This is a genomic window from Pseudonocardia lutea, from assembly GCF_042658055.1.
Taxonomy (GTDB): Bacteria; Actinomycetota; Actinomycetes; order Mycobacteriales; family Pseudonocardiaceae; genus Pseudonocardia; species Pseudonocardia lutea.
In genome coordinates, this window is the sequence record NZ_JBHSQK010000044.1 from 151,072 (window position 1) to 175,963 (window position 24,892).

Here is a 24,892-nt window from a genome sequence, read left to right on the forward strand (position 1 = left end):
GTGCTCGTCGCGGGGGACTCTCCGCGCTGCGCCGGCGTGACATCGACGTCGACCGGGCGACGGTGTGGGTGTCGACCAGGACGGCTCGGTCGGTCTACCGGGGGCGGCTGGGAGTCGGGTCCTCCTCGGGGGTCTTCCTGCGCCGCCGCTGTCCGGCCGAGCGCGGCGGCGTCCGGCGCATGTGGTCTCGCGCACGTCCGAGGATGTCGGCGAGGGCCTCGACGTCGGAGCGGGACAGGGCGGCGAACAACAGGTCGTCGAGGACGGCGACGTGGCCCGGAAAGACACTCGCGAGCACCGCTCGGCCCTCGTCGGTGAGGGTGACGACGACGCTGCGTTCGTCGTCGGGGGACGGCGTGCGGGTCACCAGGCCCCGCTTCTCCAGCGTCTGGGCCTGGTAGGTCAGCCCGCTGCGGCTGTAGACGACGCCGTCGGCGAGATCGGTCATCCGTCGGCTGCCCGCCGGGGAGTCGCCGAGGGTGGCCAGGATCTGGAACTGCACGTAGCTGAGGTCCCCGGCCTCGCGCAGCTGTTGCTCGACGGCGTGTTTCAGCATGCTGCTCGCCTCGATGAGGGCGAAGTACGCGCCGAGCTGCGTGGCGTCGAGTGGCGGCGGCGAGGGGGACACGGGCGGAGCCTATCAGTGCTTCCAACTCGAAGTACTTGCTTCTGATTCGAAGCAGTGTTAGCGTCGTCCGCAGTTGCTTCGAATCCGAAGCACGTCGCTGAGGAGAGCGTCATGAAGGCAGTGCGGTTCCACGAGACGGGCGGCCCCGAGGTCCTGCGTTACGAGGACGTCGAGGAGCCGGTCCCCGGCGCGGGCGAGGTGCGCCTCCGGGTGGCGGGGTCGGCGTTCAACCCGGCCGACGGCGGCATGCGCGGCGGTTTCCTGCCGATCCCGGTGACACTGCCGCACATCCCGGGCTACGACGTCTCCGGAACGGTCGACGCGCTCGGCGAGGGAGTGGAGGGCCTCGCCGTCGGCGACGAGGTCGTCGGATTCCTCCCCATGGCCGCCGACGGCTCGGCGGCGCAGTACGTCGTCGCCCCGGCGGAGGCCGTGGTCAAGGCTCCGACGCGCATCCCGCTGGCCGATGCCGCCGGGCTGCCGTCGGTCGGGCTCACCGCCTTCCAGGCGCTGTTCGAGGCCGGCGAGCTCCAGCCCGGTCAGCGGGTCCTGATCAACGGCGCCGGCGGTCCGGTCGGCGGGTACGCCGCGCAGCTGGCCAAGCGTGCCGGTGCCTACGTCATCGCCACGGCGAGCCCGCGCAGCGGTGAGGTCGTCGAGGCGGCCGGTGCGGACGAGATCGTCGACCACACGGCCACCTCACTGCTCGACGCGGTGACCGAGCCGGTCGACGTGCTACTCAACCTGGCCCCGATCACCGCGGAGGGGTTCGTCGCCCTGGTCCCACTGGTTCGCGACGGCGGCGTGGTCGTCTCCACGACACCGACCGTGCCGACACCCGGCGACGACGAGCGGAAGGTGCGAGCAGCGACGATCTTCGTCCACCCCGACGCGGACGCGCTCTCGCACCTCGTCGCCCTCGTCGACAGCGGTGAACTGCGCGTGGAGATCGCCCGTCGCGTGCCGCTGAGCGAGCTGCCCGCGATCCACGAGCAGGCCGAGGCGCGGCAGGTCCACGGCAAGGTCGTCGCGATCCCGCCCGTCGACTGACACCCCCTCGCGAGGACCTCGACGCCACGGCGAGGGGGATCGAGGGACCGCGGCGACCGCCGTGTCCACCGCGCCGCAGCGCGGGCCCGTTCGGACGTCGACCCGCGCGTGCGGCACTCAGGCCCCGTTCGACGGTCGCCGCCACGGACCGGTGATGGCGAAGACGTGGCCCGGGGACTGGATGCCGGCGAACAGCTGCTTCCCGTCCCCGCTGAAGGTCGGGCCGGCGAACTCGTTGCCGTTCAGGTCGTTGCGGGCCATCGCGTACGAGTTGCCCTGGTCGGTGACCCCGACCAGGTGCTGCACGCCCTCGCCGTCCTCGGCCAGGATCACCCCGCCGTACGGGGAGACGGTGATGTTGTCCGGGCCGTCGAAGTTGGTGCCGTCCTGGTCCGGCGTCGCGTTGACCGTGAAGATCGTCTTCAGGGTGATCCGCTCCTTGCCCGGCTCGTAGAACCAGATCTGCCCGTCGTGCTCGTTGACGCTGCCGTCCGACGCACGCGCGTAGCTGGCGACGATGTACGCGCCACCGTCCGCCCACCACGCGCCCTCGAACTTGCGGCTCCGGGTGATCGCCTCATCGGCGAACTGCTTGCGGGTCGAGGTCGTCCCGGCGAGCCTGTCCGGCACCTCGACCCAGTCCACCTTGTACTGAGTACCGGGTGTGGTCGCCTCCGACAGGTCCTTGACGTGCGTGCTGCCGCGGCTGCAGCGCATCGCCTGCAGGCTCCCTGCGTCCTCGTCGAGGCCCTTCAGGGTCCACTTGCCACCCTCGAAGCCCTTCGGCGGGATCCAGCGGTAGAGCAGGCCGTGCGGGTCGTTGGCGTCCTCGGTCAGGTAGATGGCCAGGGTCCTCGGGTCGACCGCGACGGCCTCGTGCGCGAAGCGCCCGAGGAAGGTGAGCGGGACCGGGCTGTTGCCGACGTTCTCCTGCCCCACCGGGCTGACCTCGAAGACGAACCCGTGGTCCTTGGACAGGACTCCGGAGCCGACGGACTTGCCGGCCTTGTCCTCGGTCTCCTCACAGGTCAGCCAGGTCCCCCAGGGGGTGACGCCACCCGCGCAGTTGTTGTGCGTTCCTGCGACGGAGACGTACTCGGCGAGCCGGTCGCCCGTGGCGCTCACCTCGATGTTGGTGGTCCCACCTGCCGCGCCCTCGTCATAGGTGAGACCAGGTCGGTGAGGTACGGGGAAGGCTTCGTCGCCACCGATCTCATGGTTGTTCACCAGGACGGTTCGGTCCCTGACCGTGAACGCCGCGGTCCCGTCGGTGTCGCTCGGCGTGGGCTCGCCGCCGTCGGTCAGGCGGGTGACGCCCGCTTCGGCAACGATCTTGTAGCTGAAGCCCTCGGGCAGTGACAGCAGCTTGCGGGGATCCGCTACCAGCGGCCCGTACCCGGAGGCTGCGCGGGTCGGCGCGCCGAACGCCGGACGACCCGCGATCGCGTCGATACTGCCGAACAGGGCGATGCCCAGGCCGACGGCTGCGGAGTTGCGCAGCAAGGCTCGTCGGTTCAGGCCGGCTTCGGTCCTGGAAGCAGTCGCGGGGGTGTGGTGGGAAGCGTCAGAGGTGGTCACAGATCCCTCTTTCGGGTGGCGACGGACTCTGGCAGATAAAGGGACCGAACCGACGAGATCGGGCATCGACGGTGAACAGAGCCGAAGATCGACATGAACGCTCTGCACCACACATCCTTCGGCATCCCGGCTTCCCACCGGAGCCTTGGCGATGTCGCAATCGCCACGCTTCGTTGCGTCCGACAAACGTCGGCGAAACCTGGACGCGCACGAGCGCTCGACAAGATGACGGACTACTCGCCGGCTACGCCTTCGCCGCCTGGGCTTCCGCTTCGCCCGGACGCGCCACCTGCTGTTCGTCGCAACCTGGCTCGTCCCGTTCCAGGTGACGATGCTGTCCGACTACGTCCTGCTCAACCAGCTCGGAACGCTCGACACGATCGCCGGGGTCGTGCTGCCCAACCTCTGCTCCGCCCTCGTCGTGCCCTCGCCTCCCTCGGTGCCCTGCTGTTCATCAACGCCTGGAACGAGTACTTCGGGCAACGAGGCGTAGGCGACGACGTGAACGTCATGGCGTGCCACGCAGCGGGTCGCGACCGATGAAGCCGAGCAGACGGGTCTGCACGTCCGCGTCGTCCGGGACCGGCACCCGGGGCCCGTACTGCCCCGACGACCGCAGCAGCTCCTCGATCGGCTCCATCCCGGCGAGGAGGTCGGCGCAGGTCTGCGGGTCGAGCCGCTCGTCCTGGCCGGTGGCGCGGGCCAGGTCCCAGGTGTGCATGAAGACATCGGAGATGTAGAACCGGTCGACCGCGACCGGCAGCGGCATCTCCCCCACCATCGGGTGCCGGAACGGGGTGGCCACCTCCGGTCCGTCGAGCAGCCGCTGCACCGCGTCGGCGTGCACCTGCCAGGCGGCCACCGGGTCCTCCTCCGGCGACGGGCCGCGGTCGAGCACCAGCCCGGTCGCGCTCTCCAGGAAATCCGGGAACCACTCGACCAGGTGCCCGACCACGTCCCGGGCACGCCAGCCGGGCACCGGGGCCGGCGCGTCCCAGTCGGACGCGCCCCGCACCCGAGCGGTGAACCCGGCGGTCACCACGCGATGACGCTCGGCCGGGTCTGCGGGGAGGGTCATGCCTCGGCTCCTTCGGCGGTCCCGGCGATCTGACCGCTGGCGAGCAGGGCGTCCAGCTTGGCGTAGCCCTGGTCCACACCGACCTCCATCCCGCTGCGCAGCCAGGCGTCCCGGCCCTCGAAGCTGTCGCACAGCGACTGTGCGCGCAGCCGGGTGCGGCCGCCGCCGAGGTCTTCGAAGGTGAGCGTCTCCAACGCGACCCCGTCCGGGTCGCCCTCCCAGGTGAAGGTCTGCACGATCCGGTCCGGCCGGACCTCGTGGAAGCAGCCGTGGAAGCCGAACTCCATGCCCTCCCGGGTGGCGACGTAGCGCCAGCTGCCGCCGGTGGTGGCGTCCCAGCGGTCCAGGGTGGTCGTCATCCCGTCCGGGCCGACCCACCGGACGAAGAGCTCCGGGTCGGTGTGCGCCCGGAACAGCTGGGCCGGGGTGGCCGCGAAGTCCCGCGTGATGCGAATGATCGGGACCGCCGGATCGGCTTCGATCGTCGCGCTCGTCATCGTGTCGTTCATGCCATCTCCTCACCCGCCGGGCGGTGCCCGGCCTCCTCGTCGTCGTCCATCTCCGCCAGCACGGCGTCCAGCCGCCGGTAGCGGGCCTCGGCCCGCTGCCGGTAGCGCTCGATCCACTTCGTCATCAGGTCGAAGACCTCCGCCTCCAGGTGCACCGGGCTGCGGTGCCCCTCCGCGGAACGGCTGACCAGACCGGCCTTCTCGAGCACCTTGAGGTGCTTGGAGATGGCCTGCACGCTCACCCGGTACGGCGCCGCCAACTGCCCCACCGTGGCGTCGCCCTCGGTCAGCCGCGCCACCAGGTCGCGCCTGGTCGGATCGGCGAGAGCCGCGAACACCTTCGACAGCGGGTCCCCCATCTCGGCCCCCAAACCTCAACCATTAGGTTGACGATCCTAGGCCGCCCCCCAACGAACGTCAACCGCCTGGTTGATGGAGAACGCGAGCCGTCGGTCGTACGGCGCCGCCGACGGCCCCTGGGAAGCAGCGAGTCAGGCCATCTCTGGAAGCCGTTGCACTCGGGGTGGCCGGGACAGGTGGACACATCGCGGACAGCGCTCTGATGGGTATCAGCGCGCCGCGCACTCGACGACGCCCTCACCGCCCACGGGACCTGACGTGCTCGACCCCGACGAACTCCAGGACGTCGCACGGACCTTCGGCGTCGACGAGTCCCAGGTCCTGCGCGACCGCCTGATCTCGCACCTCCTCGCCGCCATCAGCGCCGAGGCGACCGACGAGGTCGTCTTCATCGGCGGAAACGGCCCTGGCCCGTCGCCATCCCCGACGGGCGCCTTTCCGAGGACGTCGACCTCGTCGCCGCCGGCAGTCGTCGCGACATCGCCGGGCGACTCACGACAGCGCTTCCCCACGCGCTCCGTCGCGAACTTCCCGGACTGAACTGGCAGCCTTCGCTCGTCGCGGCTCGAGAACCGGCGCCGGCGATCATCCGCGGCCCAGAGGGCCCCGTCGTCCGCATCCAACTGCTCCGCTTCACGGCGATCATCACCAAGGTCATCCGCTGACCGCTTCCGCGGACACCTCGGGACCGAGGACGCTGCCTACCGGGATCGCCGAGGCTGCCGCGGGCTCGACCCGGGCGGCCTGGCACGCCGGACCGACAGCGCCGTCACAGCTCGACCCGCGACCCCATGACGACGGTACGGTCCACGGGCAGCTTGAAGTACCCCGCGGGAGTGGCCGCGTTGTGGGCGAGCCCGATGAACAACCGCTTGCGCCAGCGGTGCATCCCGGCCTGCGATCCGCGCTCCAAGGTCATCCGGGACAGGAAGTAGGACGCGTCCGCGGGATCGAAGTCGAGCTCCGCGGCGTGCCCGCAGGCGAGCCGGAGCACGGCCGGGACGTCCTGCTCGTCCTGGAAACCGAATCGTGCGGCGACGTGGACGATGCCGTCGTCGTGCGGCCCGAGCTGGTCCACGGTCACGCGCTCGGCCGGCGGCACGTGAGGGACGTTCTCGGACACGACGGACACGATCACGACCCGCTCGTGCAGGACGTGGTTGAACTCGACGTTGGCCCGCAGCGCCAGCGGCGCCGTCTCGCTCGTCGGATGCGGGAAGACCGCCACGCCGGGCACCCGGGGGATCCGCTCGACCCGCATGCGTTCCACGAACTCCGCGAGCGGGCCCTCCAGCTCGGCACGCCGGGCGGTGACGATGCGACGACCGCGCTGCCAGGTCGCCATCACGGTGACCACGACGACCGCGACCAGCACCGGCAACCACCCGCCGTGGGCGATCTTGGTCAGGTTCGCCGCGAAGTACAGCGACTCCAGCCCGCCGAACACGACGGCCACGAGCGCGATCCGCCACCACGGCCAGCGCCACGCCGTACCGGCGTAGATGAGCAGCAGGGTCGTCGTCAGCAGCAGCGTGCCGGTCACCGCGAGCCCGTAGGCGGTGGCGAGCCGGGCCGACGACCCGAACGTCACGATCAGGATCAGCACCCCGGCGAACAGCAGCCAGTTCACCACGGGAACGTAGATCTGGCCGCTCTCCCGCGTCGAGGTGTGACGCACCGTCAGCGGCGGCAGGTAGCCGAGCCGGACCGCCTGCCGGGACACCGAGAACGCCCCCGAGATGACCGCCTGCGAGGCGATCACCGTGGCGAGCGTGGCCAGCACGACCAGCGGCAGCCGCGCCCAGCCCGGCGCCAGCAGGTAGAAGGGATTGTCGATCGCACCGGGATCGTCGAGGATCAGGGCTGCCTGGCCCAGGTAGTTGACGATCAGGGCGGGGAAGACGAGCGAGAACCAGGCCAGGCGGATCGGCCGGCGCCCGAAGTGCCCCATGTCCGCGTACAAGGCCTCCGCACCGGTGATCACCAGCACGACCGCCCCCATCGCGATGAAGGCCGTGTACGGGTGGTCCACGACGAAGGAGAACACGTAGGTGGGCGAGAGCCCGAGCAGCACCCCGGGGTGCGTCACGATGTGCGGCACCCCCAGCACCGCCAGAGTCAGGAACCAGACCACCATCACCGGACCGAACAGCCGGCCGACGCGGTGGGTGCCCCAGCGCTGCACCACGAACAGGACCGCCAGGATGGCGACCCCGACGGGCAGCACGAGCTCGGTCAGCTCCGGACGCGCCACCTCCAGCCCCTCGACGGCCGACAACACCGAGATCGCCGGAGTGATCAGCGAGTCCCCGTAGAACAGCGAGGCCCCCACCACCCCCAGCGCGAGCCCCACCGCCGCCCGCCGCGCGAACGGCCTCGACACGGTGCGCACCAGCGCGGCGAGCGCCATGATCCCGCCCTCGCCGTCGTTGTCCGCGCGCAGCACCAGGGTCACGTACTTGATCGTGACGACGATCGTGACCGACCAGAAGATCAGCGACACGACCCCGTAGACGTCCTCCACCGTCGGACTGACGGCGTTGTCGTCGATCGAGAACACCGTCTGGACGGCGTAGAGCGGGCTCGTGCCGATGTCTCCGAACACGATGCCCAGTGCGCCGAGCACCAGCCCCGCGAGGCCCCGGGAGTGCGCCGCGGGATGCGCGGGCCGGCTGTCCGAGGGCGCCGACTCCACCGGCGCCGACTCCACAGGCGCCGACCCGGGTGCCGGATCGGCCGGTATGCGCGGGCGGGCCTCGTGCTGATCCACAGGCACAGTCTGCTCCGTCGCAGTCGGAGCGTGGTACGACAGTTGCGCGACTTGTCGAGCGCGCAGTCGGATCGTCGGCACGCCAGGACCGACGAGCGTGGGGTAGCGGCAGCCGCACCAGATCTGCGACGTTCGTACACCCGCGACAGCCGTGGCGGTCTCCTCCGTGGCGGGACCGTGATCACCCTTCTGGCCGCCAGGACTTGCCCGGAGTGCCGGCCGGGAATTCGACGTCTCCTGCGGGGCGACACGCGGGCGAAGCACCTGTGCGCTGTCCATACGTAGTTCACGCTTCGTCAGCGCGGGTGAACTTCTCGCCGACCATGGCCGTGGGCGTGAACCGTGGGTGAGCAGCCCTCGTGCGCGAGACCCCTCCGAACGCGAGGGCTGCCCGGTGTCCCGTGCAGCCCGCGCAACGAGTCCCGGGTCCCGTCCCGCCGCCGATGACGCCTGTCTTCAGCGCGTCCTCGGCACCGCCCGCACCGGCGCCACCTCACCGACGCGCGAGCGGGACGTAGGGCTTGCAGCCGCCGATGAATGGCAGCCGTCGAGACCCGTCCGCGCCGCTCTGGGGAGTTCAGCGGATCTGCTCGTCCATCCAGTCGAACATGCGCTGCTCGGTGAGCTCGCGGGCCAGGGGCTGGCAGTGGTAGCTGGCGCCGTCGGCCTGGGTGAAGCGGACGTGGGTCGAGCCGGGCACGAGCGCGGCGAGCTCTGCGGGCTGTCCGGCGAAGAACTGGTCGCCGTCGGCGTCGATGACGTAGAGGGGCGTGGTGATGCGGCCGGCGACCTCGGTCAGGTCGTACTTGGCCACCTCGTCGAGCGCGGCGGAGTAGCCGCCGACCCCGTAGGGGCGGGAGCGGAAGGCCCAGGCCAGCCTGCCCGCCCGGGTGCCGGGCAGGTGGAAGGCGAGCTCCATCTCCTTGTCGAAGCGCTCCTTGTCGCCCTTCAGGTAGGCGGCGAGGATCCGGTGCGGGATGTGCTGGTACCAGGAGCGGGCGACGTCGACGACGCCGCCGTCGGCGATCGCCGCGGCGAAGCGGTGCTCGAACGCGAGCGCACGCGGCACCCAGTAGCCGGCCTGGCTCACCCCGTACAGGGTGATCCGGTCGGTGTCGACGTCGTCGCGGGCGACGAGGAAGTCGACGACCGGGGTGAGGACCTTCTCCCAGTCGTGGCGGAACGGGATGCCGCGTTCGAACAGCATGGACTGCTGGCCGGGCCCCTCGAACAGCAGGACGTTGTAGCCGCGCTCGAGCGCGCCCTCCGCGCCCTCGCTCCACACGCCGGTGATCGCCTCGTCGCTGCCGAGGTTCATGACCAGCGTCGGTCGTGCCGCGGTCGAGGCGTCGGGACGGAAGATCCAGCCCGGCATGCTGGTGCCCTCGTAGGGGATGTCGACCCGTTCGACCGGCCACCGGGTGTTCGCCAGGAACCCCTCCCAGGCGGCGCGGTGGGCGCGGAAGGTCGGCAGCAGCTGCTCGGTGCTGTCGAGGCCGTCGATCGCGTTCACCGCGACCGCGTAGTAGTTGGCCGCCCGCAGGTAGGCGCGGGCCGCGCTGACCCGGTGACCACCCTGGGCGCTCGTGGCGGCGATGGTTGCGATGCGGTCGCCCAGGGCCACCCAGGCGGCGAACCACCCGGCGTCGTCCTTCGGTTTCACACCCGCGATGGTGGCCAGCACCTCGCCGATGTCGGCGCCACCCCGGGTGGCCTTCCCCAACAACGTGCGGACGCTGAAGTCTCGGTCGCCCTCGTAGAAGCCGGCGGTGTACACCTCGTGCGAGGTCGTGCCCCGGCGGTCGAGCTGCTCGACCGTCAGAGCCGTATCGGAGACGACGGACATGACTGTTTCCTCTCGGGAGCGGGTCATCCGTGGGATGACGGTCGGACCGACGGCGACGAGTGCTGCGCCGCGATTCGGCGGGTGTAGGAAATGACGCGCACGAACGCGAGAATGGGCACGACCCAGTCGACGAGCAGCGCGAGCACGGGGTGGACGTGCTGTGCGTCGAGGAATGCGCCGAGGACGTGACAGGCGCCCAGGACCAGCACGACGGCGCCCCACGCCAGGCTCAGCTTCCGGTTGACCTCGACGAACAGCGGGTTGCCCCACTCGGCCGGCGGCACCGCCTCCCGGGCGAACTGCGCGGTGAACGGCGTCGACGTGGCGGTCAGGACGATGAACAGACCCAGGACCAGCGACGCGAGGCCCCGCCCGTACACGCCGAGGAATGCCGAGACGGACGCCCCGGCGAGAAATCCCAGGAGCGCGAAGCCGACGAGGATCACGGCCTGGGCGACCGGGAGCATCGTGAGGCCGCCGCGCGCAGTGATCGCGATCACGACGACGGGGGGGGCCNGCCCAACCGATCGGCAGCCAGTGCCCGACAACGGTGAGCAACAGGAAGGGAACGAAGCCGATCACGATCTTGACGGGGTTCATGCTGCACCTCGAATCGTGGTGTGTGCGCGTTCGTCGCGGATAGGATGAGTGTGGGCGCGGCCCAGTCGCACGTACCTAGCCGGAATGGACAGTTCTCGTCGTGAGGTGACCTGTGCGGTGGCCCGGCCCGATCCTCGAGGCGCTGGACGCCGCCGCGGCCACGGCCCGGGCGGGAGGCCCCGGGGTCCTGGCCGTCGAGGGCGAGGCCGGCTTCGGGAAGAGCACCCTGCTCCGCGCGGCGCTGGGGCAGCTCGACGGCTTCTCCGTGCTCCGCGCCTACGGCGAGGAGAGCGCCCAGGACGACCGGTTCCAGCTCCTGCACGACTGGGGCGCACTCCCCCCGGGCGAGCCGACGCCCCGCCACCTCCTGCAGGCGACGCGGCTGCTCGCGCAGGTGGTCGACCCGCTGCTGGCGAGGGGACCCGTCGGCCTGGTGCTGGACGACCTGCAGTGGATCGACCCCGAGTCCGTCGACACCGTGGCCGCGCTCGTCCAGCGCGCCGCGGGTGACCGACTGCTGGTGCTCGCCGCGCACCGGCCGCTCGGCAGGCGCCACCCGGCCTGGCGACGGTCGGTCACCGATCTCGTCCGTCTCGACGGACTCGACGACGAGGCGGCCGCCGCCCTCGTCGCCGCGCACGACCCCACCGCCCCCGCCGACCTCGCCCGGCAGCTGCGTGCCCACACCAGCGGCAACCCGCTGCACATCCGCGCGCTGCTCCAGGAGCACTCCGTCCCGGAGCTGACCGCCCTGGCCGCCCGCGGCGAGCTCCCCGCGCCCGTCGACCTGGCCGCCGCGCTGCACACCCGCGTCACCACCTTCGCACCGGGCGCGGCCCGGCTGCTCCACACCCTCGCCGTCCTCGGCGACGCCTGGACCGACCTCCCGACGGCGGCCGCGGTCGGCGGCATCGACGACGTCGACGGCGCGGTCGTCGTGCTCCGCGAGGCGGGTCTCGTCGTGATCGACCGGACCTCGGCCCTCGCGCGGGCGCGCATCTCCCACGCCGTCATCCGGGCGGCCGTGTACGAGCTGATCCCCACTCCCGTCCGACGCCGGCTGCACCGGGCCGCGGCCGCCCGCGTCACCGACGCCGGCGCGCGGCTGCGCCACCGCCTCGCCGCGATCCCCGGCCCGGACGACGGGCTCGCCGACGATCTCGAGCGGCACGCCGACCAGCTCCACCAGCGGGCCCTGTTCCGGGAGGCGACGCGGTTCCGGCGCCTGGCCGCGAGCGTCACCGCCGGCGGTGCCGCGCGGCGGCGGCGCGAGCTCGACGCCGACTTCGAGGCGGTCCTGGCCCACGACCAGGGCCCCCACGACGACGGGGACGGGCACGGCGTCGACGGGGCCGACCCCGACGCGGCGTCGAGTGCCCAGCGCCGGGTCGTCGCCGCCATGCGGCTCACGGCCGCCAAGCAGTGGGTGCAGGCCGCGGCCGTCCTCGACCCGCTCGGCCCGGCCGACCTCGCCGCCCTCGACCCGCTCAACGCCTACCGGGCACGGGTGCTGCGCGGCTGGACGGCCATCGGCGCGGGCCGGCCCGCCGGCGAAGCGCTGGTCCCGCTGCAGGAGGCCGCGGACTCCGCCGTGCAGGACCCCGCGCTCCGCGCCCTCTTCACCTTCGCCTACGGCCAGGCCGTGCAAACCACCACGGCCCCCGGCCGCGATCTCTGGGGCTTCCACGACGCCATGTCCACCGACCGCGCCACCCTCGCGGCCTCACCGGACGGGCGCATCCGGCTGGCGTGGCGCGGCTCGGCCTACGCCCTGACCGGATCCACCACCAAGGCCGTCGACGACCTGACCGTCGTCACGGACCAGATCAACGACGGGACCATGGATCTCGGCGACGGCGCCTTCCACGCCCTCCTCGGCTTCGCCCAGTGGACGGGGGGCCACTGGCGACGCGCCTCCATCACCATCGGCCTGGCGCGGTCCGCGCCGCGCGACGTCCCGCATCCCCTCGTCGCGGCGACCGTTCCGCTGGCCGCGATCGCGAGCGGCGCGGACCTCGACACGCCCCTCGCGGACAGCCGGGACGCCCGGCTCGCCGGGCCGCTCCCCTCCGTCCTCCACGCCGGCGACATCGCCGACGTCGCCGCCCTCGCCTTCGCCGGCACCGCGGCACGACGGCGAGACTGGCTCGCCCGGCGCACCGCGGACTTCGGCGACCCCCGCACGCAGGCCGGCGGGGTCGTCCCCCACCTCTGGCTGCTCGCCATGGGCATCGCCGCCGCCTGGGCGGGCGACCCCGACGGCACCGACGGCTGGGCCGACGAGCTCGCGAACCGCACGGGCGGAGCGTGGCGCACCGGAGCGATCGACTGGCTCCGCGCGCTCGCCCGGAGCGCCCGCGGCACCCCCGTCGCCGACCACCTCGGCGCCACGGCCCGGGACGGGCTCCCGGACCTCCTCTCGTTCGAGGCCCTGCTGTGGGTCGACGCCGCGAACGCCGCCGCCCGCGACGGTCACCCCGGGGCCGCCGAGACACGGACCCGCGCGGAACGCGCCCTCCTCGCGCTCGGAGCCGCGCCCTACGCCTCGGCCCTGCTGCCCGCGGCCGACCACGGCCCGGCCGCGGACGACCCCCTCGCCCCCCTGTCCGACCGGGAACGCGAGGTGGCGGCTCTCCTGCTCGACGGGCTCAGCTACGCGCAGATCGCGAAGGAGCTCTTCGTCACGCGCAGCACCGTGGCGTTCCACCTCTCGAACGCCTACGCCAAGACCGGTACGTCGACACGGCACGAGCTCGTGCGACTCGTCCGGCCGACCCAGCGGGCCGGGTAGGCGCCGGACCTCGTCGGCCGGTACGGCGAGGCGCAGCGTGGGGAAGCGGGCGACGAGCGCGGGGAGGGCGACCCGCATCTCGACGCGGGGCAGCTGCTGCCCCAGGCACTGGTGGATGCCGTGCCCGAAGGCCAGGTGCACGCCGTCCCGGCTGCGCAGGTCGAGCACGTGGGGTTTTCACGGCGCCTTCACCGGCCCTGCACGGGCCTCGAGCACCGCGCCCCGGCGAAGGCGCCTCAGCCCCGTGTCCGCAGGAGCCGGGGGACGACCCGCACGGAGACGACCATGCCCACGACCTCGACGAGGGTCTGCGTGACGACCACGACCGAGGCCACGGCGAAGGCGTCCGGGAGGGCGAGCGCGAGCGGCAGCACGACCAGGGAGTTGCGGGTGGCCCCGGTGAACACGATCGCGCGTCCCTCCGCCGGGCCGAGACGGAACAGGCGCGCGACCACGGTCCCGAGGAGCACCATCACGACCAGGAAGACCACGTAGGAAGGCACGACGGCGGCGACGGCGGACAGGTCGCCGCCCACCTTCGGCACCTGCGAGGCGACCACGACGAGCAGCGTCGCCACCATCAGCGGCACCATCAGCGCCCCGGCGGCACCGACGACCGTCGTCCCGGTCCGGTGCCGGGCGGCCCAGGCCTGGGTCAGCCAGGCCAGGGCCAGCGGGATCACGATCAGGACGAGGAAGGCCTCGACGAACGGGCCGACGTCGACGACCTCCGCCAGCCCCGGCCCGAGGAACAGCAGCAGGAAGGGCGGCAGCAGCAGCATCTGCGCGATCAGCAGCAGCGGGGTGGCGGCCAGGAGCCGGTCGCTGCTGCCCCCGGCGAGCCCGGAGAACACGATCACGTAGTCCACGCAGGGCGCGAGCAGCACGAGCAGCACCCCGAGGCGCACGCCCTGGTCGGCGGGCAGGAACCCGACCAGCGCGGCGACGACCAGCGGGACGACCACGAAGTTCACCGCCAGCGCCGCGCCGAGGAACCGCCCGGCTCGCAGCGACCGCAGCAGCGCCCGCGCGGGGACCTGCAGGAAGGTCACGTAGAGCAGCAGGCCCAGGACCGGGTTGATCGCGATCTCCAGGCCCGCCCCCGCGCCGGGGGCGACCGACCCCACCAGCAGGCCCGCCACGATGGCGCCGACGTAGATCGGGACCTGGTGGCGCTCCATCCGTGCCACCAGGCCGGCGCCGGCGGTGCTGCTCCCGGTCCCGCTCACGTGGTCCTCCGTCCCGCCGCTCGTCGACGGCGCCGATCGCCCTGCCGCGGTGGGGCCGCGCCGCGCGGGTCCGCCGGGCCTGCTCGACCAGGCCGTCGAGGACGCCGGCCCTCTCCGCCGGCACCCGGACGTCGACCACCACGTTCCTCTCGGGGACGACGGTAAGCCCGTACCCGGGTACGGACTGCAGGGTGACGCTGGTCATGCGTCCCGGACCCCGTCCTGCACAGGTGACGAACGACAGCACGCGTCTCGGGCCGTCAAGATCGCGTCAAGATCGGGCGGCGGGACGTCAAGGTCCTGTTCGGAGTCCCCACACCGCTCCCGGCCCGGCCCAGACTCGCCGTCGGTCTCGCCGGAGGGTCCGGCGGCCGAGTGTGAGGAGTTGTCCGGTGGCCGATGTGCTCTACGCACTGCTGCTGCTCGGCGGGTTCGCCGTCCTGGTGCTGTGCCTGCGCGGTCTGGAGCGCCTGTGAGTACCGCCGACCTCGTGACGAACGTGGTGGGCGGGGTCGTGGCGCTCGCGTTGCTCGTCCACCTCGTGGTGGCCCTGGTGCGGCCGGAGAGGTTCTGACGTGGACGACACCCTCGCCGGCCTCCTGCAGGTCGCGCTGCTGCTGGTGCTGCTCGCGGCCTGCTACGCCCCGCTCGGCGACTACATGGCCACGGTGTTCACGAGCGAGAAGGACTGGCGGATCGAGGCCGCGCTCTACCGGCTCGTCCGGGTCGACGCCCGCTCCGGCCAGCGCTGGCCCACCTACGCCGCCGGCGTGCTCGGCTTCTCGTTCGTCTCGGTCGTGCTGCTCTACCTGCTGCAGCGGCTCCAGCCCCTGCTGCCGCTGTCCTCCGGTCGCGGTGCCGTCGAGCCCGCGGTGGCGTTCAACACCGCGATCTCGTTCGTGACCAACACGAACTGGCAGTCCTACGTCCCCGAGCAGGTCCTCGGGAACACGGTGCAGATGGCCGGGCTGACGGTCCAGAACGTCCTGTCCGCCGCCGTCGGCCTCGCCGTCGCCGCGGCGCTGGTCCGCGGCTTCGTCCGCTCGGGGACGGACCGGATCGGCAACTTCTGGGTCGACCTCACGCGCGCCACCGTCCGGATCATGCTGCCGTTGGCGTTCGTCGGCGCGGTCCTGCTGCTGCTCACGGGGGTGACGATGTCGCTGCGCTCGGGTGCGGACGTGACCGGGGTCGACGGGTCGACGCACACCCTGCCCCTGGCGCCGACGGCCGCGCAGGAGGCCGTGAAGATGCTCGGCACCAACGGGGGCGGGATCTTCAACGCCAACTCCGCGCACCCGTTCGAGAACCCGAACGCCCTGTCGAACCTGCTCGAGACCTTCCTGATGCTCGTGATCCCGGTCGCCATGACCCGCACCTTCGGCACCATGGTCGGCAACCGCCGCCAGGGCACCGTCCTGCTGTCGGTCATGGGGGTGCTGTGGGGTGCCCTGCTCGCCGTGGCGTGGTTCGCCGAGACCCACCCCAACGGCCCGGCCACCCTCGCCGCGGGCGGCGCGCTGGAGGGCAAGGAGGTCCGCTTCGGCATCCCCACGTCGATCCTCTTCGGGGTCTCGACCACCGGGACGTCCACGGGCGCGGTCAACTCGCTGCACGACAGCTACACGGGCGGCGCGGGCGGGGTGACCCTGCTGAACATGCTGCTCGGCGAGGTCGCACCCGGCGGTGTCGGGGTCGGGCTGGTCGGCATCCTGGTGATCGCGATCGTCGCGATGTTCCTCGCCGGCCTGATGGTCGGGCGCACGCCCGAGTACCTCGGCAAGAAGCTGGGCCAGCGGGAGGTCACCGCGGCCGCGGTCTACATGCTGGTGATGCCCGCCGTCGTGCTGCTGGGCGCGGGCCTGGCGATCGCCCTGCCCAGCACCCTCGACGCCCTGAACGACGACGGCGCCCACGGCTTCACCGAGGTCCTCTACGCGTTCGCCAGCGCCGCCAACAACAACGGGTCCGCCTTCGCCGGCCTCACGGTGACCGGCGACTTCTTCCAGTCCGCGCTGGGGCTGGCGATGCTGTTCGGCCGCTTCGTGCTGATCCTCGCCGTGCTCGCGCTCGCAGGCTCGCTGGCGCAGCAGAAGCGCGTCGAGGCAGGAGCCGGGACGCTGCCCACGGACGAGCCGCTCTTCGGCGTCCTCGTCGGCGGCACCCTGCTCCTCGTCGCCGCCCTCACCTTCTTCCCGGCGCTCGCCCTGGGTCCGCTCGCGGAGGCACTCGCATGACCACCCCCACCCTCGAACGGAGGGCCGAGGAGACCTCCTCCGCCCGCTCCGCGGTGAAGGCCGGCGCGTTCCGGCCCGCGCAGCTGTGGGCCTCGCTGCCCGACGCGCTGCGCAAGCTCCACCCGAAGGCCCAGCTGCGCAACCCGGTCGTGTTCGTCGTCTGGACCGGGTCCGTGCTGGTCACGCTGGACGCGGTCCGGCAGCCGACGCTCTTCGGCTGGCTCGTCGCCGCCTGGCTGTGGTTCACGGTGCTGTTCGCGAACCTGGCCGAGGCCGTCGCCGAGGGCCGCGGCAAGGCCCAGGCCGAGACCTTGCGCAGGACCAAGCGGGACACCGTCGCGCGGCTGCTCGACGGCACCACCAGGGGTGCCGCGGAGCTGCGCGTCGGGGACCGGGTCGTCGTCGAGGCCGGGGAGACCGTCCCCGGCGACGGCGACGTCGTCGAGGGCATCGCGACCGTGGACGAGTCGGCGATCACCGGTGAGTCCGCGCCGGTCGTGCGCGAGGCCGGCGGCGACCGCTCCGGCGTCACCGGCGGGACGACCGTGCTGTCCGACCGCATCGTCGTGGAGATCACGACCACGCCGGGCGAGAGCGTCGTCGACCGGATGATCGCGCTGGTCGAGGGCGCGCGGCGGCAGAAGACGCCGAACGAGATCGCCCTGACGATCCTGCTGGCGGCGCTGACGATCATCTTCCTGCTCGCCGTCGTCGCGCTGCAGCCCATGAGCGCCTACGCCGGCGGCCCGCAGTCCGTCGTCGTCCTGGTGGCCCTGCTGGTCTGCCTCATCCCGACGACGATCGGCGCCCTGCTCTCCGCGATCGGCATCGCCGGGATGGACCGGCTGGTGCAACGCAACGTGCTCGCCAGGTCCGGCCGTGCCGTCGAGGCCGCGGGCGACATCGACACGCTGCTGCTGGACAAGACCGGCACCATCACCTTCGGCAACCGGCAGGCCACCGAGCTGATCCCGACGGGCGGGGCGGGGCCGCGGGAACTGGCCGAGGCGGCGCGGCTGTCCAGCCTCGCCGACCAGACCCCGGAGGGCCGCAGCGTCGTCGCCCTGTGCGCACGGGAGTACGGGCTGGCACCGGAGGCCTCGGCCCACGAGGCCAGGGCGGAGTTCGTGCCCTTCACCGCCCGGACCCGGATGTCCGGCCTGGACATCGACGGCCGCCGGATCCGCAAGGGCGCCGCGTCCGCGGTGCTCGCGGCGACCGGCGTGCAGAGCGGCGAGGTCGACCGGCTGGTCGACGCCGTCTCCGACGAGGGTGCCACCCCGCTCGTCGTCGCCGAGGGCGACCGGGTCCTCGGCGTCATCCGGCTGTCCGACGTGGTCAAGCCGGGGATCGCGCAGCGGTTCGCCGAGCTGCGCGCCATGGGCATCCGCACGGTGATGGTCACCGGCGACAACCCCCGCACCGCGCGGGCGATCGCGGCGGAGGCGGGCGTCGACGACCACCTCGCCGAGGCGACGCCCGAGGACAAGATGGCCTACATCCGCCGGGAGCAGGAGGGCGGGCGGCTGGTCGCGATGACCGGCGACGGCACCAACGACGCGCCCGCGCTCGCGCAGGCGGACGTCGGCGTCGCGATGGACACGGGGACGGCCGCGGCCAAGGAGGCCGGCAACATGGTCGACCTCGACTCCGACCCGACGAAGCTGATCGACGTCGTGGAGGTCGGCAAGCAGCTGCTGATCACCCGCGGCGCGCTGACCACCTTCTCCGTGGCCAACGACCTGGCGAAGTACTTCGCGATCCTGCCGGCGATGTTCGCCGCGCTGTACCCGTCGCTGGGCCTGCTGAACGTCATGGGCCTGCACTCGCCGCGGTCCGCGATCCTCTCGGCGGTCGTCTTCAACGCGTTGATCATCGTCGTGCTGATCCCGCTGGCGCTGCGCGGCGTGCGGTACCGGCCCCGCTCGGCGTCGGGCCTGCTGCGCCGCAACCTGCTGGTCTACGGCCTCGGCGGCGTCGTCACGCCCTTCCTCGGCATCTTCCTCATCGACCTCCTCGTCCGTCTGATCCCGGGACTCTGATGCTCTCCACACTGCGCAGGCAGACCGGGACCGGTCTGCGGCTGCTGATCCTCCTCACGTTGCTCTGCGGCATCGTCTACCCGCTCGTCGTCTGGGGCGTCTCGCGGATCCCCGGGCTCTCCGGGGGTGCGGAGGGCTCGCTGGTCACCCGGAACGGCACCGTCGTCGGGTCCTCGGTGATCGGTGTCGACCCGGTTCCCGCCGACCCCGCCGCGGACCCGTACTTCCACACCCGGCCCGCAGCCTCGTCCGAGGACGTGCTCGGCCCGGCCGACACCAGGACCTCCGGCGGCTCCAACGAGGCCGGTGACTCGCAGGACCTGCTCGACGCGGTCTCGCGGCGGCGTGCGCTGATCGCGCAGCGGGAGGGCGTCCCGCCCGAGACCGTGCCGACCGACGCGGTCACCGCCTCGGCGTCCGGACTCGACCCGGACATCAGCCCGGCCTACGCCGCCCTGCAGGTCGACCGCGTCGCGCGGGTCACCGGGCTGCCCGTCGGCCGGGTCCGGGACCTCGTCGCGCAGGCCACCGACGGGCGCATACTCGGGTTCCTGGGCGAGCCGACCGTGAACGTCACCGGGCTCAACCTGGCGGTGGCCGCCGCGCAGCGGCCCGGCGGGTGAGCGCGGTGGGCGGGTCCCGCACTGACGGGGTGGGGTCGTGACCACCGGAGGGGCGACGGGAGGGACCGTGCACCAACGCGGTGAGCTGCGGATCCACCTGGGTGCCGCACCGGGGGTCGGCAAGACCTACGCCATGCTGTGCGAGGCCCGCCGCCGCGCGGAGCGCGGGACGGACGTGGTGGTCGGGCTCGTCGAGACCCACGGCCGCGCGAGGACCGCCGAGCTGCTCGCGGGCCTGGAGAGCGTCCCGCGGCGGCCCACCCGGTTCGGCGGCGAGCTCGACGTGGCCGCGGTGCTCGCCCGCCGCCCCGAGGTGGTGCTGGTCGACGAGCTGGCCCACACCAATGCCGCCGGGTCGGGCAACGCCAAACGCTGGCAGGACATCGACGAGCTGCTCGCGGCCGGCATCGACGTGCTGTCCACGGTCAACGTCCAGCACCTCGAGTCGCTCAACGACGTCGTCGAGCGGATCACCGGGGTCCGGCAGCGGGAGACCGTGCCGGACGAGTTCGTCCGCCGCGCCGACCAGATCGAGCTGGTCGACATCACCCCCGAGGCGCTGCGCCGGCGGATGGCGCACGGCAACGTCTACGCCGCGGAGAAGGTCGACGCCGCGCTCGCCAACTACTTCCAGGTCGGCAACCTGATCGCGCTGCGCGAGCTCGCCCTGCTCTGGGTGGCCGACGAGGTCGACACCGCGCTGCAGCGCCACCGCGCCGAGAAGCACATCTCCGAGACCTGGGAGACCCGCGAGCGGGTGGTCGTGGCGCTGACCGGCGGCCCGGAGTCGGAGACCGTGCTGCGCCGGGCCACCCGGATCGCGAAACGGGCCGGCCAGGCGGACCTGCTCGCCGTGCACGTCCTGCGCGGGGACGGGCTCGCCGGGGCGCCGGTCGGGGCCACGAACGCGCTCCGCAGGCTGGCCGACGACGTCGGGGCCAGCTTCCACACCGTCGTCGGCGACAGCGGCGCCGGCGGGGTCACCGACGCCCTGCTCGAGTTCGCCCGCGGGGTGAACGCCACCCAGCTGGTGCTCGGCACCTCGCGGCGCTCCCGGCTGGCCCGGGTGTTCGACGAGGGCATCGGGGCCCGCGTGATCCGGGAGTCGGGCTCGATCGACGTCCACATGGTCACCCACGCGTCCGCCGGCGCCTCGGCGCTGCGGCTCCCCCGGCTGCACAGCGCGATCCCGCTCGACCGGCGCGTCCTCGGCTGGGTCCTGGCGGTGCTGGGCCCGGCCGCCGCGACCCTGCTCGGCGCGTCCCTCGACGAGATCGTCGGGCTCTCGACGGACGTCGTGCTGTTCTTCCTGGCCACGATCGTGGTGGCCCTGGTCGGCGGGCTCGGCCCGGCCCTGCTCGCCGCCCTGCTGGGCGGCCTCCTGCTCAACTTCTTCCTGACCCCGCCGCTGTACTCGCTGACCATCTCCGAACCGGAGAACGCGATCACCGTGGTGGCGATGCTGATCGTCGCCGTGCTCGTCGCCCTGGTCGTGGACCGGGCCGCCCGCCGCGGGGAGCAGGCCGCGCGGGCACGCACCGAGGCGGCCCTGCTGGCGTCGTTCGCCCGCACCGTCCTGACCCGCGCCGACCCGCTGCCCCGCCTGCTGCAGAAGGTCCGGGAGGCGTTCGGGCTGCGCTGCGTCGCCCTGCTCGAGCACGAGGACGGCGAATGGCGGCGGGTCGCCACCTCGGGACCGCCGGAGTGCGGCCGGCCCGAGGACGCCGACGTCGACGTCCCCGTCGAGCCGGGGCTGCACCTGATCGGCACCGGCCGCTCGCTGCCCGCCCACGACCGACGGCTCCTGGAGACCGTCGGCGGGCAGGCCCTGCTCGCGCTGCGCAGCCAGCGCGCGGGTGAGGAAGCGCTCCGCGCGCAGCGCCGCGCCGAGATCAACGAGACCCGTGGGGCGCTGCTGTCCGCCGTCGGCCACGACCTGCGCACCCCGCTGACCTCGATCAAGGCGGCGGTCGGCAGCCTCCGTGATCCCCTGCTCCGGCTGTCCGGCACGGATCGGGCCGAGCTGCTCGAGACCGTCGAGGAGTCCGCGGACCGGCTGACCGGCCTCGTCGACAACCTGCTGGACTCCTCCCGGCTGGCCTCCGGCGCGGTCGAGCCGCTGCTCGAACGGGTCGGCTACGACGAGGTGGCCGCCCGGGCGCTGCTCGGCGTGCCCGACGCCGCCCGGGTCCGCCTCGAGATCCCGGGCGACCTACCCGCCGTGACCGCCGACGCGGGGCTGCTCGAACGCGTCGTCGCGAACCTGGTCGACAACGCCCTGCGGCACGGCGGCGGCGCCCCGGTCGTCCTGCGGGCCAGTGCCCACGAGGGCCGCGCCGAGCTGCGGGTCGTCGACTCCGGACCCGGGGTGCCGAAGAAGCGGCGCGAGAAGCTCTTCGCGCCCTTCCAGCGCCTCGGCGACCGCCGGGCGACCGGCGGGGCCGGGCTGGGCCTGTCCGTCGCACGCGGCCTCACCGAGGTCATGAGCGGCACCCTCACCGCCGAGGACACCCCCGGCGGCGGCCTCACCCTCGTCGTCTCGCTGCCCGTCGCGCCGCCGCCCACGCTCCGCGGGCCGGCCGACGGCGGTGGGCTCGTGGTGGGCTCACCTCCACGGGAGGAGGTCGTGCGGGCCGGCAGCGACGACCGGGCGGGCTCACCCGACGATCCACCCCGTGTGAGGCCGTGACCACGAGGCCCCGCACATCCCGAGGCGACCCTCCGGTCATTGCGCTCGTGCGCGAGCTGCCGTCACCCGCCGAGCACGCCGGCCCTGCGACCGTGCCGAGCTCAGCCGCGGCTCTCCGGGCGCCGGAGCCGGTCGCAGTCGCGTTCCACGGAGGTCCACAGGGCGTGCGCCGCCGGATCCTCCGCGACCCAGTCCGCCGCCCTCCGCGCGGCCTCCGCGTCCCCGTTCTCGGCCAGCACGTGCAGCTCGACGAGCTGCTCCACCCAGTCCGTTGCCTGCTTCACCTCTGCCATTCGGCAACGATTGCGCATTCGCACCCGCGTCGCGACGGCCCGTGACGGAGGACACAGCCGCGGCGTCAATGAATGCGTGAGCGCAATCATTGCGCTGTACACCCGTCGGCGGTCACGATCCCCCGGTGAACGTCGACGACTCCCCGCCGTCCACCACCGGCGCGCCGCCGCCCCGCCATCTGGGCGACTTCACGCTGAACCGCCGCGTCCTGGTCACGCTCGGGTGGTCGGTGCCCATCGGAGCCCTCGGGGCCGTGGCGGCGTGGGCGCTGCTGCGGCTGATCGCGCTGATCACCAACGCCGTGTTCTTCCAGCACCTGTCCACCGCGATGGTGTCGCCGGGGGCCGGCCCGCACCCGTGGTGGCTGGTGCTGTCCGCACCCGTCGTCGGAGGCCTGGTCATCGGGCTGATGGCCCGGTACGGCTCGGAGAAGATCCGCGGGCACGGGATGCCGGAGGCGATGAGGCGATCCTCCTGCGGCGCAGCCGGGTGGCGCCCCGGATCGCGGTGCTCAAGCCGACGTCCGCGGCGATCAGCATCGGGACCGGCGGGCCCTTCGGCGCCGAGGGACCCATCATCATGACCGGCGGCGCGATCGGGTCGATCCTGGCGCAGCACCTGCACCTGTCCGCCGACGAGCGCAAGGCGCTCATGGTGTCCGGTGCGGCCGCCGGCATGGCGGCGACGTTCGACGCGCCGCTGGCGTCCGTGCTGCTCGCGGTCGAGCTGCTGCTGTTCGAGTGGCGACCACGCAGCTTCCTGCCGGTGACGTGTGCGGTGGCCGTCGCCACCGTCGTGCGGGCACCGCTGCTCGGGACCGACCCGCTCTTCCCGGTGGACCTGGGCGGCGTCCGGCCCACCCCGGTCGTCGACCTGCTCTGCGTCGGCGCGGGGGTCGTGGGCGGGCTGCTCGCCGTCGCGGTGACCGCGCTGGTCTACTTCTCGGAGGACCAGTTCGCCCGCCTGCCGGTGCACTGGATGTGGTGGCCGGCGATCGGCGGGCTGATCATCGGCGTGGGCGGGCTGATCGAGCCGCGGGTGCTGGGGGTGGGGTACGACGTCATCGACGAGCTGCTCACCGGCCGGGCCACGGTCTCCCTGATCGTCGGCATCCTGCTGGTGAAGAGCCTCGTGTGGGGGCTGTCGCTCGGGTCGGGCACCTCGGGCGGGTCCTCGCCCCGGTGTTCATGATCGGCGCCGCCCTCGGCGCCGTGGAGGGGCTGGTCTTCCCGTCGGTCGGCCCCGGGTTCTGGGCGACGGTCGGGCTGGCCGCCGTGGTGGGCGGCGTGATGCGCTCCCCGCTCACCGGAGTCGTGTTCTCGCTCGAGCTGACCCATGCGTGGGCCGTGCTGGTTCCGCTGCTGATCGCCTCGGCCGCCGCCTACGGGCTCTCCGCCCTGCTGCTGCGCCGCTCCGTGCTGACCGAGAAGATCGCCCGGCGCGGCTACCACCTCTCCCGCGAGTACGACGTCGACCCGCTGGAGGTCCTGCTCGCCGACGAGGTCATGGCCGCCGAGCCCGCCGTCCTCGCGCCCGACGCCCCGCTCCCCGCGTCGACCGCCCTCCTGACCGCGACGCTCACCCGCCGCGACGCCGACGGGAGCGGGCAGCCGGCGCGAGCGGTACCGCCCCTGCAACGCCTCTACCCCGTCGTCGACGACCGCGGCCGGCTCCGCGGCGCCGTGCCCCGACAGTCCCTCGCGGCGCCCGGAGCGGCCCGCACCGTCGCGGACGTCCTGATCCCCGAGCCGGTCGTGGTGCACGCCGACGACACCCTGCGCGAGATCGCCTCCCGGTTCGCGCGCCACGGCATCACCGCCGCACCGGTCGTCGAGCGCACGGACCCGACGCGGCTGGTCGGGCTGGTCACCGTCGACCACCTCCTCGACGGCCGCCTGCGCGACCTCGCCGAGGAGCACGACCGGGAACGGCCGCTCGGGCTGCGCTCCTGGCGCGCGGGGCGGCGCCGGGAGGGGTACGCGACACTGCGGACATGACCAGCAGGACCGACCGGGCCGACCGGGCCGCCGTCCCCGACCCGCCCACGCACGAGCAGGTCGACGCCGTGATGCGGACGGCCCGGGTCCTGGTGGGGCTGACCGCACGGTCGTTCGCCGCGATCGAGGACCGGGTCACCCTGCCGCAGCTGCGGATCATGGTCATGATCGCCAGCCGGGGGCCGCTCAACCTGGGCGCGATCGCCGCGAGCCTGGACGTGCACCCCTCCAACGCGAGCCGGGCCTGCGACCGGCTCGTGGCCGCGGGCCTGCTCGACCGCCGCGACGACCCGGCCGACCGGCGCAACCTGCTCCTCCAGCTCACCGACGCCGGTGCGCAGCTCGTCGACGAGGTCACCGCACAGCGTCGGCAGGTCATCCACGACACGCTCGCGAGGATGCCCGCCCGCCGGCGCCGGAGCCTGGTCGCCGCGCTCGGCGCGTTCGCCGACGCCGCCGGCGAACCCGCCGAGGCCGCCTGGAGCCTGGGGTGGCCCACGGAGAACCCCGCGCGCTCCGTGCCCCGGGAGGCGCGCGGCGGGACGGGGGCCTGACGCCGCAGCCGGCCGGG

General features: G+C 73.1%; 22 protein-coding genes and 2 pseudogenes. 13 read left to right on the forward strand and 11 right to left on the reverse strand.

All coding sequences use genetic code 11. The features are described 5' to 3' along the window. Positions 1 to 94: 94 nt before the first annotated feature. Positions 95 to 628 (reverse strand): MarR family winged helix-turn-helix transcriptional regulator, encoded by a 534-nt coding sequence (locus ACFQH9_RS18270; RefSeq protein WP_379567347.1) that lies wholly within the window; start codon positions 626 to 628, stop codon positions 95 to 97. A 111-nt stretch (positions 629 to 739) separates the two neighbouring features. Here ACFQH9_RS18270 and ACFQH9_RS18275 point away from each other — a divergent pair, with 111 nt between their 5' ends. Next, entirely contained in the window at positions 740 to 1,678 is a 939-nt protein-coding gene (locus ACFQH9_RS18275; RefSeq protein WP_379567348.1) for an NADP-dependent oxidoreductase, read from the forward strand. Positions 1,679 to 1,795: 117 nt separating this feature from the next. Here ACFQH9_RS18275 and ACFQH9_RS18280 read toward each other — a convergent pair whose 3' ends face one another. Next, positions 1,796 to 3,181 carry an alkaline phosphatase PhoX gene (locus ACFQH9_RS18280; RefSeq protein WP_379567349.1) on the reverse strand — a complete coding sequence of 462 codons (1,386 nt, stop codon included), beginning with the start codon at positions 3,179 to 3,181 and terminating at the stop codon, positions 1,796 to 1,798. Positions 3,182 to 3,587: 406 nt separating this feature from the next. Between ACFQH9_RS18280 and ACFQH9_RS18285 the strand changes: the two genes are divergently transcribed. Then, positions 3,588 to 3,749, forward strand: a complete 162-nt coding sequence (locus ACFQH9_RS18285) for a hypothetical protein (protein WP_379567350.1) — start codon at positions 3,588 to 3,590, stop codon at positions 3,747 to 3,749. Between the two features lie 15 nt (positions 3,750 to 3,764). On the opposite strand, the gene ACFQH9_RS18290 is transcribed toward ACFQH9_RS18285, so the two are convergent. From ACFQH9_RS18290 to ACFQH9_RS18300, 3 genes are read right to left on the reverse strand one after another with little or no spacing between them, the layout of a single operon-like run. Then, the gene (locus ACFQH9_RS18290; RefSeq protein WP_379567351.1) at positions 3,765 to 4,334 is read right to left on the reverse strand and encodes a TIGR03086 family metal-binding protein; all 570 of its coding nucleotides are present in this window, start codon (positions 4,332 to 4,334) and stop codon (positions 3,765 to 3,767) included. Then, positions 4,331 to 4,843 carry an SRPBCC family protein gene (locus ACFQH9_RS18295; protein WP_379567352.1) on the reverse strand — a complete coding sequence of 171 codons (513 nt, stop codon included), beginning with the start codon at positions 4,841 to 4,843 and terminating at the stop codon, positions 4,331 to 4,333. Before ACFQH9_RS18295 ends, ACFQH9_RS18290 begins: the two co-directional genes overlap by 4 nt. Beyond that, positions 4,840 to 5,202, reverse strand: a complete 363-nt coding sequence (locus ACFQH9_RS18300; RefSeq protein ID WP_379567353.1) for an ArsR/SmtB family transcription factor — start codon at positions 5,200 to 5,202, stop codon at positions 4,840 to 4,842. The genes ACFQH9_RS18295 and ACFQH9_RS18300 overlap by 4 nt, the downstream gene beginning before the upstream one ends. A 259-nt stretch (positions 5,203 to 5,461) precedes the next feature. Here ACFQH9_RS18300 and ACFQH9_RS18305 point away from each other — a divergent pair, with 259 nt between their 5' ends. After that, positions 5,462 to 5,743, forward strand: coding sequence for a hypothetical protein (locus tag ACFQH9_RS18305; protein WP_379567354.1), 282 nt, complete (start codon positions 5,462 to 5,464; stop codon positions 5,741 to 5,743). Positions 5,744 to 5,972: 229 nt separating this feature from the next. Here ACFQH9_RS18305 and ACFQH9_RS18310 read toward each other — a convergent pair whose 3' ends face one another. The 3 genes from ACFQH9_RS18310 to ACFQH9_RS18320 all read right to left on the reverse strand — a co-directional run bounded on the left by ACFQH9_RS18310 (position 5,973) and on the right by ACFQH9_RS18320 (position 10,265). After that, positions 5,973 to 7,898 (reverse strand): potassium transporter Kup, encoded by a 1,926-nt coding sequence (locus ACFQH9_RS18310; RefSeq protein ID WP_379567355.1) that lies wholly within the window; start codon positions 7,896 to 7,898, stop codon positions 5,973 to 5,975. A 652-nt stretch (positions 7,899 to 8,550) separates the two neighbouring features. After that, positions 8,551 to 9,819 (reverse strand): alpha/beta hydrolase family protein, encoded by a 1,269-nt coding sequence (locus ACFQH9_RS18315; protein WP_379567356.1) that lies wholly within the window; start codon positions 9,817 to 9,819, stop codon positions 8,551 to 8,553. Positions 9,820 to 9,842: 23 nt separating this feature from the next. Further along, a complete protein-coding gene (locus tag ACFQH9_RS18320) occupies positions 9,843 to 10,265 on the reverse strand; it encodes a hypothetical protein (protein WP_379567357.1) in 423 nt (140 codons plus the stop codon). Between the two features lie 266 nt (positions 10,266 to 10,531). On the opposite strand from ACFQH9_RS18320, the gene ACFQH9_RS18325 reads away from it, so the two are divergent. Then, the gene (locus ACFQH9_RS18325) at positions 10,532 to 13,210 is read left to right on the forward strand and encodes a LuxR C-terminal-related transcriptional regulator (RefSeq protein WP_379567358.1); all 2,679 of its coding nucleotides are present in this window, start codon (positions 10,532 to 10,534) and stop codon (positions 13,208 to 13,210) included. A gap of 6 nt (positions 13,211 to 13,216) precedes the next feature. On the opposite strand, the pseudogene ACFQH9_RS18330 reads toward ACFQH9_RS18325, so the two are convergent. Both ACFQH9_RS18330 and ACFQH9_RS18335 read right to left on the reverse strand, forming a co-directional pair. Beyond that, a pseudogene (locus ACFQH9_RS18330) lies at positions 13,217 to 13,384 on the reverse strand (cytochrome P450); the annotation flags it as partial. A gap of 62 nt (positions 13,385 to 13,446) precedes the next feature. Further along, positions 13,447 to 14,391 (reverse strand): bile acid:sodium symporter, encoded by a 945-nt coding sequence (locus tag ACFQH9_RS18335; protein ID WP_379567396.1) that lies wholly within the window; start codon positions 14,389 to 14,391, stop codon positions 13,447 to 13,449. 520 nt (positions 14,392 to 14,911) lie between these two features. Between ACFQH9_RS18335 and kdpF the strand changes: the two genes are divergently transcribed. The 5 genes from kdpF (at position 14,912) to ACFQH9_RS18360 (ending at position 22,030) form a co-directional block, all read left to right on the forward strand. After that, positions 14,912 to 15,013 carry a K(+)-transporting ATPase subunit F gene (gene kdpF / locus ACFQH9_RS18340; RefSeq protein WP_379567359.1) on the forward strand — a complete coding sequence of 34 codons (102 nt, stop codon included), beginning with the start codon at positions 14,912 to 14,914 and terminating at the stop codon, positions 15,011 to 15,013. A gap of 1 nt (position 15,014) precedes the next feature. Further along, positions 15,015 to 16,676, forward strand: coding sequence for a potassium-transporting ATPase subunit KdpA (kdpA, locus tag ACFQH9_RS18345; protein WP_379567360.1), 1,662 nt, complete (start codon positions 15,015 to 15,017; stop codon positions 16,674 to 16,676). Beyond that, on the forward strand, positions 16,673 to 18,718 hold the full coding sequence (gene kdpB / locus ACFQH9_RS18350; protein ID WP_379567361.1) for a potassium-transporting ATPase subunit KdpB: 2,046 nt from the start codon (positions 16,673 to 16,675) through the stop codon (positions 18,716 to 18,718). Before kdpA ends, kdpB begins: the two co-directional genes overlap by 4 nt. Further along, entirely contained in the window at positions 18,718 to 19,341 is a 624-nt protein-coding gene (locus tag ACFQH9_RS18355; protein ID WP_379567362.1) for a potassium-transporting ATPase subunit C, read from the forward strand. Before kdpB ends, ACFQH9_RS18355 begins: the two co-directional genes overlap by 1 nt. Before the next feature lie 67 nt (positions 19,342 to 19,408). Next, the gene (locus ACFQH9_RS18360) at positions 19,409 to 22,030 is read left to right on the forward strand and encodes a DUF4118 domain-containing protein (RefSeq protein WP_379567363.1); all 2,622 of its coding nucleotides are present in this window, start codon (positions 19,409 to 19,411) and stop codon (positions 22,028 to 22,030) included. A gap of 101 nt (positions 22,031 to 22,131) precedes the next feature. Here ACFQH9_RS18360 and ACFQH9_RS18365 read toward each other — a convergent pair whose 3' ends face one another. Beyond that, entirely contained in the window at positions 22,132 to 22,323 is a 192-nt protein-coding gene (locus tag ACFQH9_RS18365) for a hypothetical protein (RefSeq protein ID WP_379567364.1), read from the reverse strand. A 125-nt stretch (positions 22,324 to 22,448) separates the two neighbouring features. On the opposite strand from ACFQH9_RS18365, the gene ACFQH9_RS18370 reads away from it, so the two are divergent. The 4 genes and pseudogenes from ACFQH9_RS18370 to ACFQH9_RS18385 all read left to right on the forward strand — a co-directional run bounded on the left by ACFQH9_RS18370 (position 22,449) and on the right by ACFQH9_RS18385 (position 24,875). After that, positions 22,449 to 22,907 (forward strand): hypothetical protein, encoded by a 459-nt coding sequence (locus tag ACFQH9_RS18370; protein WP_379567365.1) that lies wholly within the window; start codon positions 22,449 to 22,451, stop codon positions 22,905 to 22,907. Beyond that, positions 22,832 to 23,658 (forward strand): annotated as a pseudogene (locus tag ACFQH9_RS18375) (chloride channel protein); the annotation flags it as partial. The gene ACFQH9_RS18370 and the pseudogene ACFQH9_RS18375, both read left to right, overlap by 76 nt. 171 nt (positions 23,659 to 23,829) lie before the next feature. Further along, on the forward strand, positions 23,830 to 24,321 hold the full coding sequence (locus ACFQH9_RS18380) for a CBS domain-containing protein (protein WP_379567397.1): 492 nt from the start codon (positions 23,830 to 23,832) through the stop codon (positions 24,319 to 24,321). After that, complete coding sequence (locus ACFQH9_RS18385) at positions 24,318 to 24,875, forward strand: MarR family winged helix-turn-helix transcriptional regulator (protein ID WP_379567366.1); 558 nt, start codon at positions 24,318 to 24,320, stop codon at positions 24,873 to 24,875. The genes ACFQH9_RS18380 and ACFQH9_RS18385 overlap by 4 nt, the downstream gene beginning before the upstream one ends. The last annotated feature ends 17 nt before the right edge of the window (positions 24,876 to 24,892 follow it).

Excerpts from the sequence above, each read along its gene's own strand:
- ACFQH9_RS18380 (WP_379567397.1), top strand. The coding sequence starts at position 23,830 with ATGGCCGCCGAGCCCGCCGTCCTCGCGCCCGACGCCCCGCTCCCCGCG.
- ACFQH9_RS18300 (WP_379567353.1), bottom strand. The coding sequence starts at position 5,202 with ATGGGGGACCCGCTGTCGAAGGTGTTCGCGGCTCTCGCCGATCCGACC.
- ACFQH9_RS18335 (WP_379567396.1), bottom strand. The coding sequence starts at position 14,391 with ATGGAGCGCCACCAGGTCCCGATCTACGTCGGCGCCATCGTGGCGGGC.
- ACFQH9_RS18315 (WP_379567356.1), bottom strand. The coding sequence starts at position 9,819 with ATGTCCGTCGTCTCCGATACGGCTCTGACGGTCGAGCAGCTCGACCGC.
- ACFQH9_RS18285 (WP_379567350.1), top strand. The coding sequence starts at position 3,588 with ATGCTGTCCGACTACGTCCTGCTCAACCAGCTCGGAACGCTCGACACG.
- ACFQH9_RS18385 (WP_379567366.1), top strand. The coding sequence starts at position 24,318 with ATGACCAGCAGGACCGACCGGGCCGACCGGGCCGCCGTCCCCGACCCG.
- kdpB (WP_379567361.1), top strand. The coding sequence starts at position 16,673 with ATGACCACCCCCACCCTCGAACGGAGGGCCGAGGAGACCTCCTCCGCC.
- ACFQH9_RS18295 (WP_379567352.1), bottom strand. The coding sequence starts at position 4,843 with ATGAACGACACGATGACGAGCGCGACGATCGAAGCCGATCCGGCGGTC.
- ACFQH9_RS18365 (WP_379567364.1), bottom strand. The coding sequence starts at position 22,323 with ATGGCAGAGGTGAAGCAGGCAACGGACTGGGTGGAGCAGCTCGTCGAG.
- ACFQH9_RS18275 (WP_379567348.1), top strand. The coding sequence starts at position 740 with ATGAAGGCAGTGCGGTTCCACGAGACGGGCGGCCCCGAGGTCCTGCGT.
- ACFQH9_RS18290 (WP_379567351.1), bottom strand. The coding sequence starts at position 4,334 with ATGACCCTCCCCGCAGACCCGGCCGAGCGTCATCGCGTGGTGACCGCC.
- ACFQH9_RS18355 (WP_379567362.1), top strand. The coding sequence starts at position 18,718 with ATGCTCTCCACACTGCGCAGGCAGACCGGGACCGGTCTGCGGCTGCTG.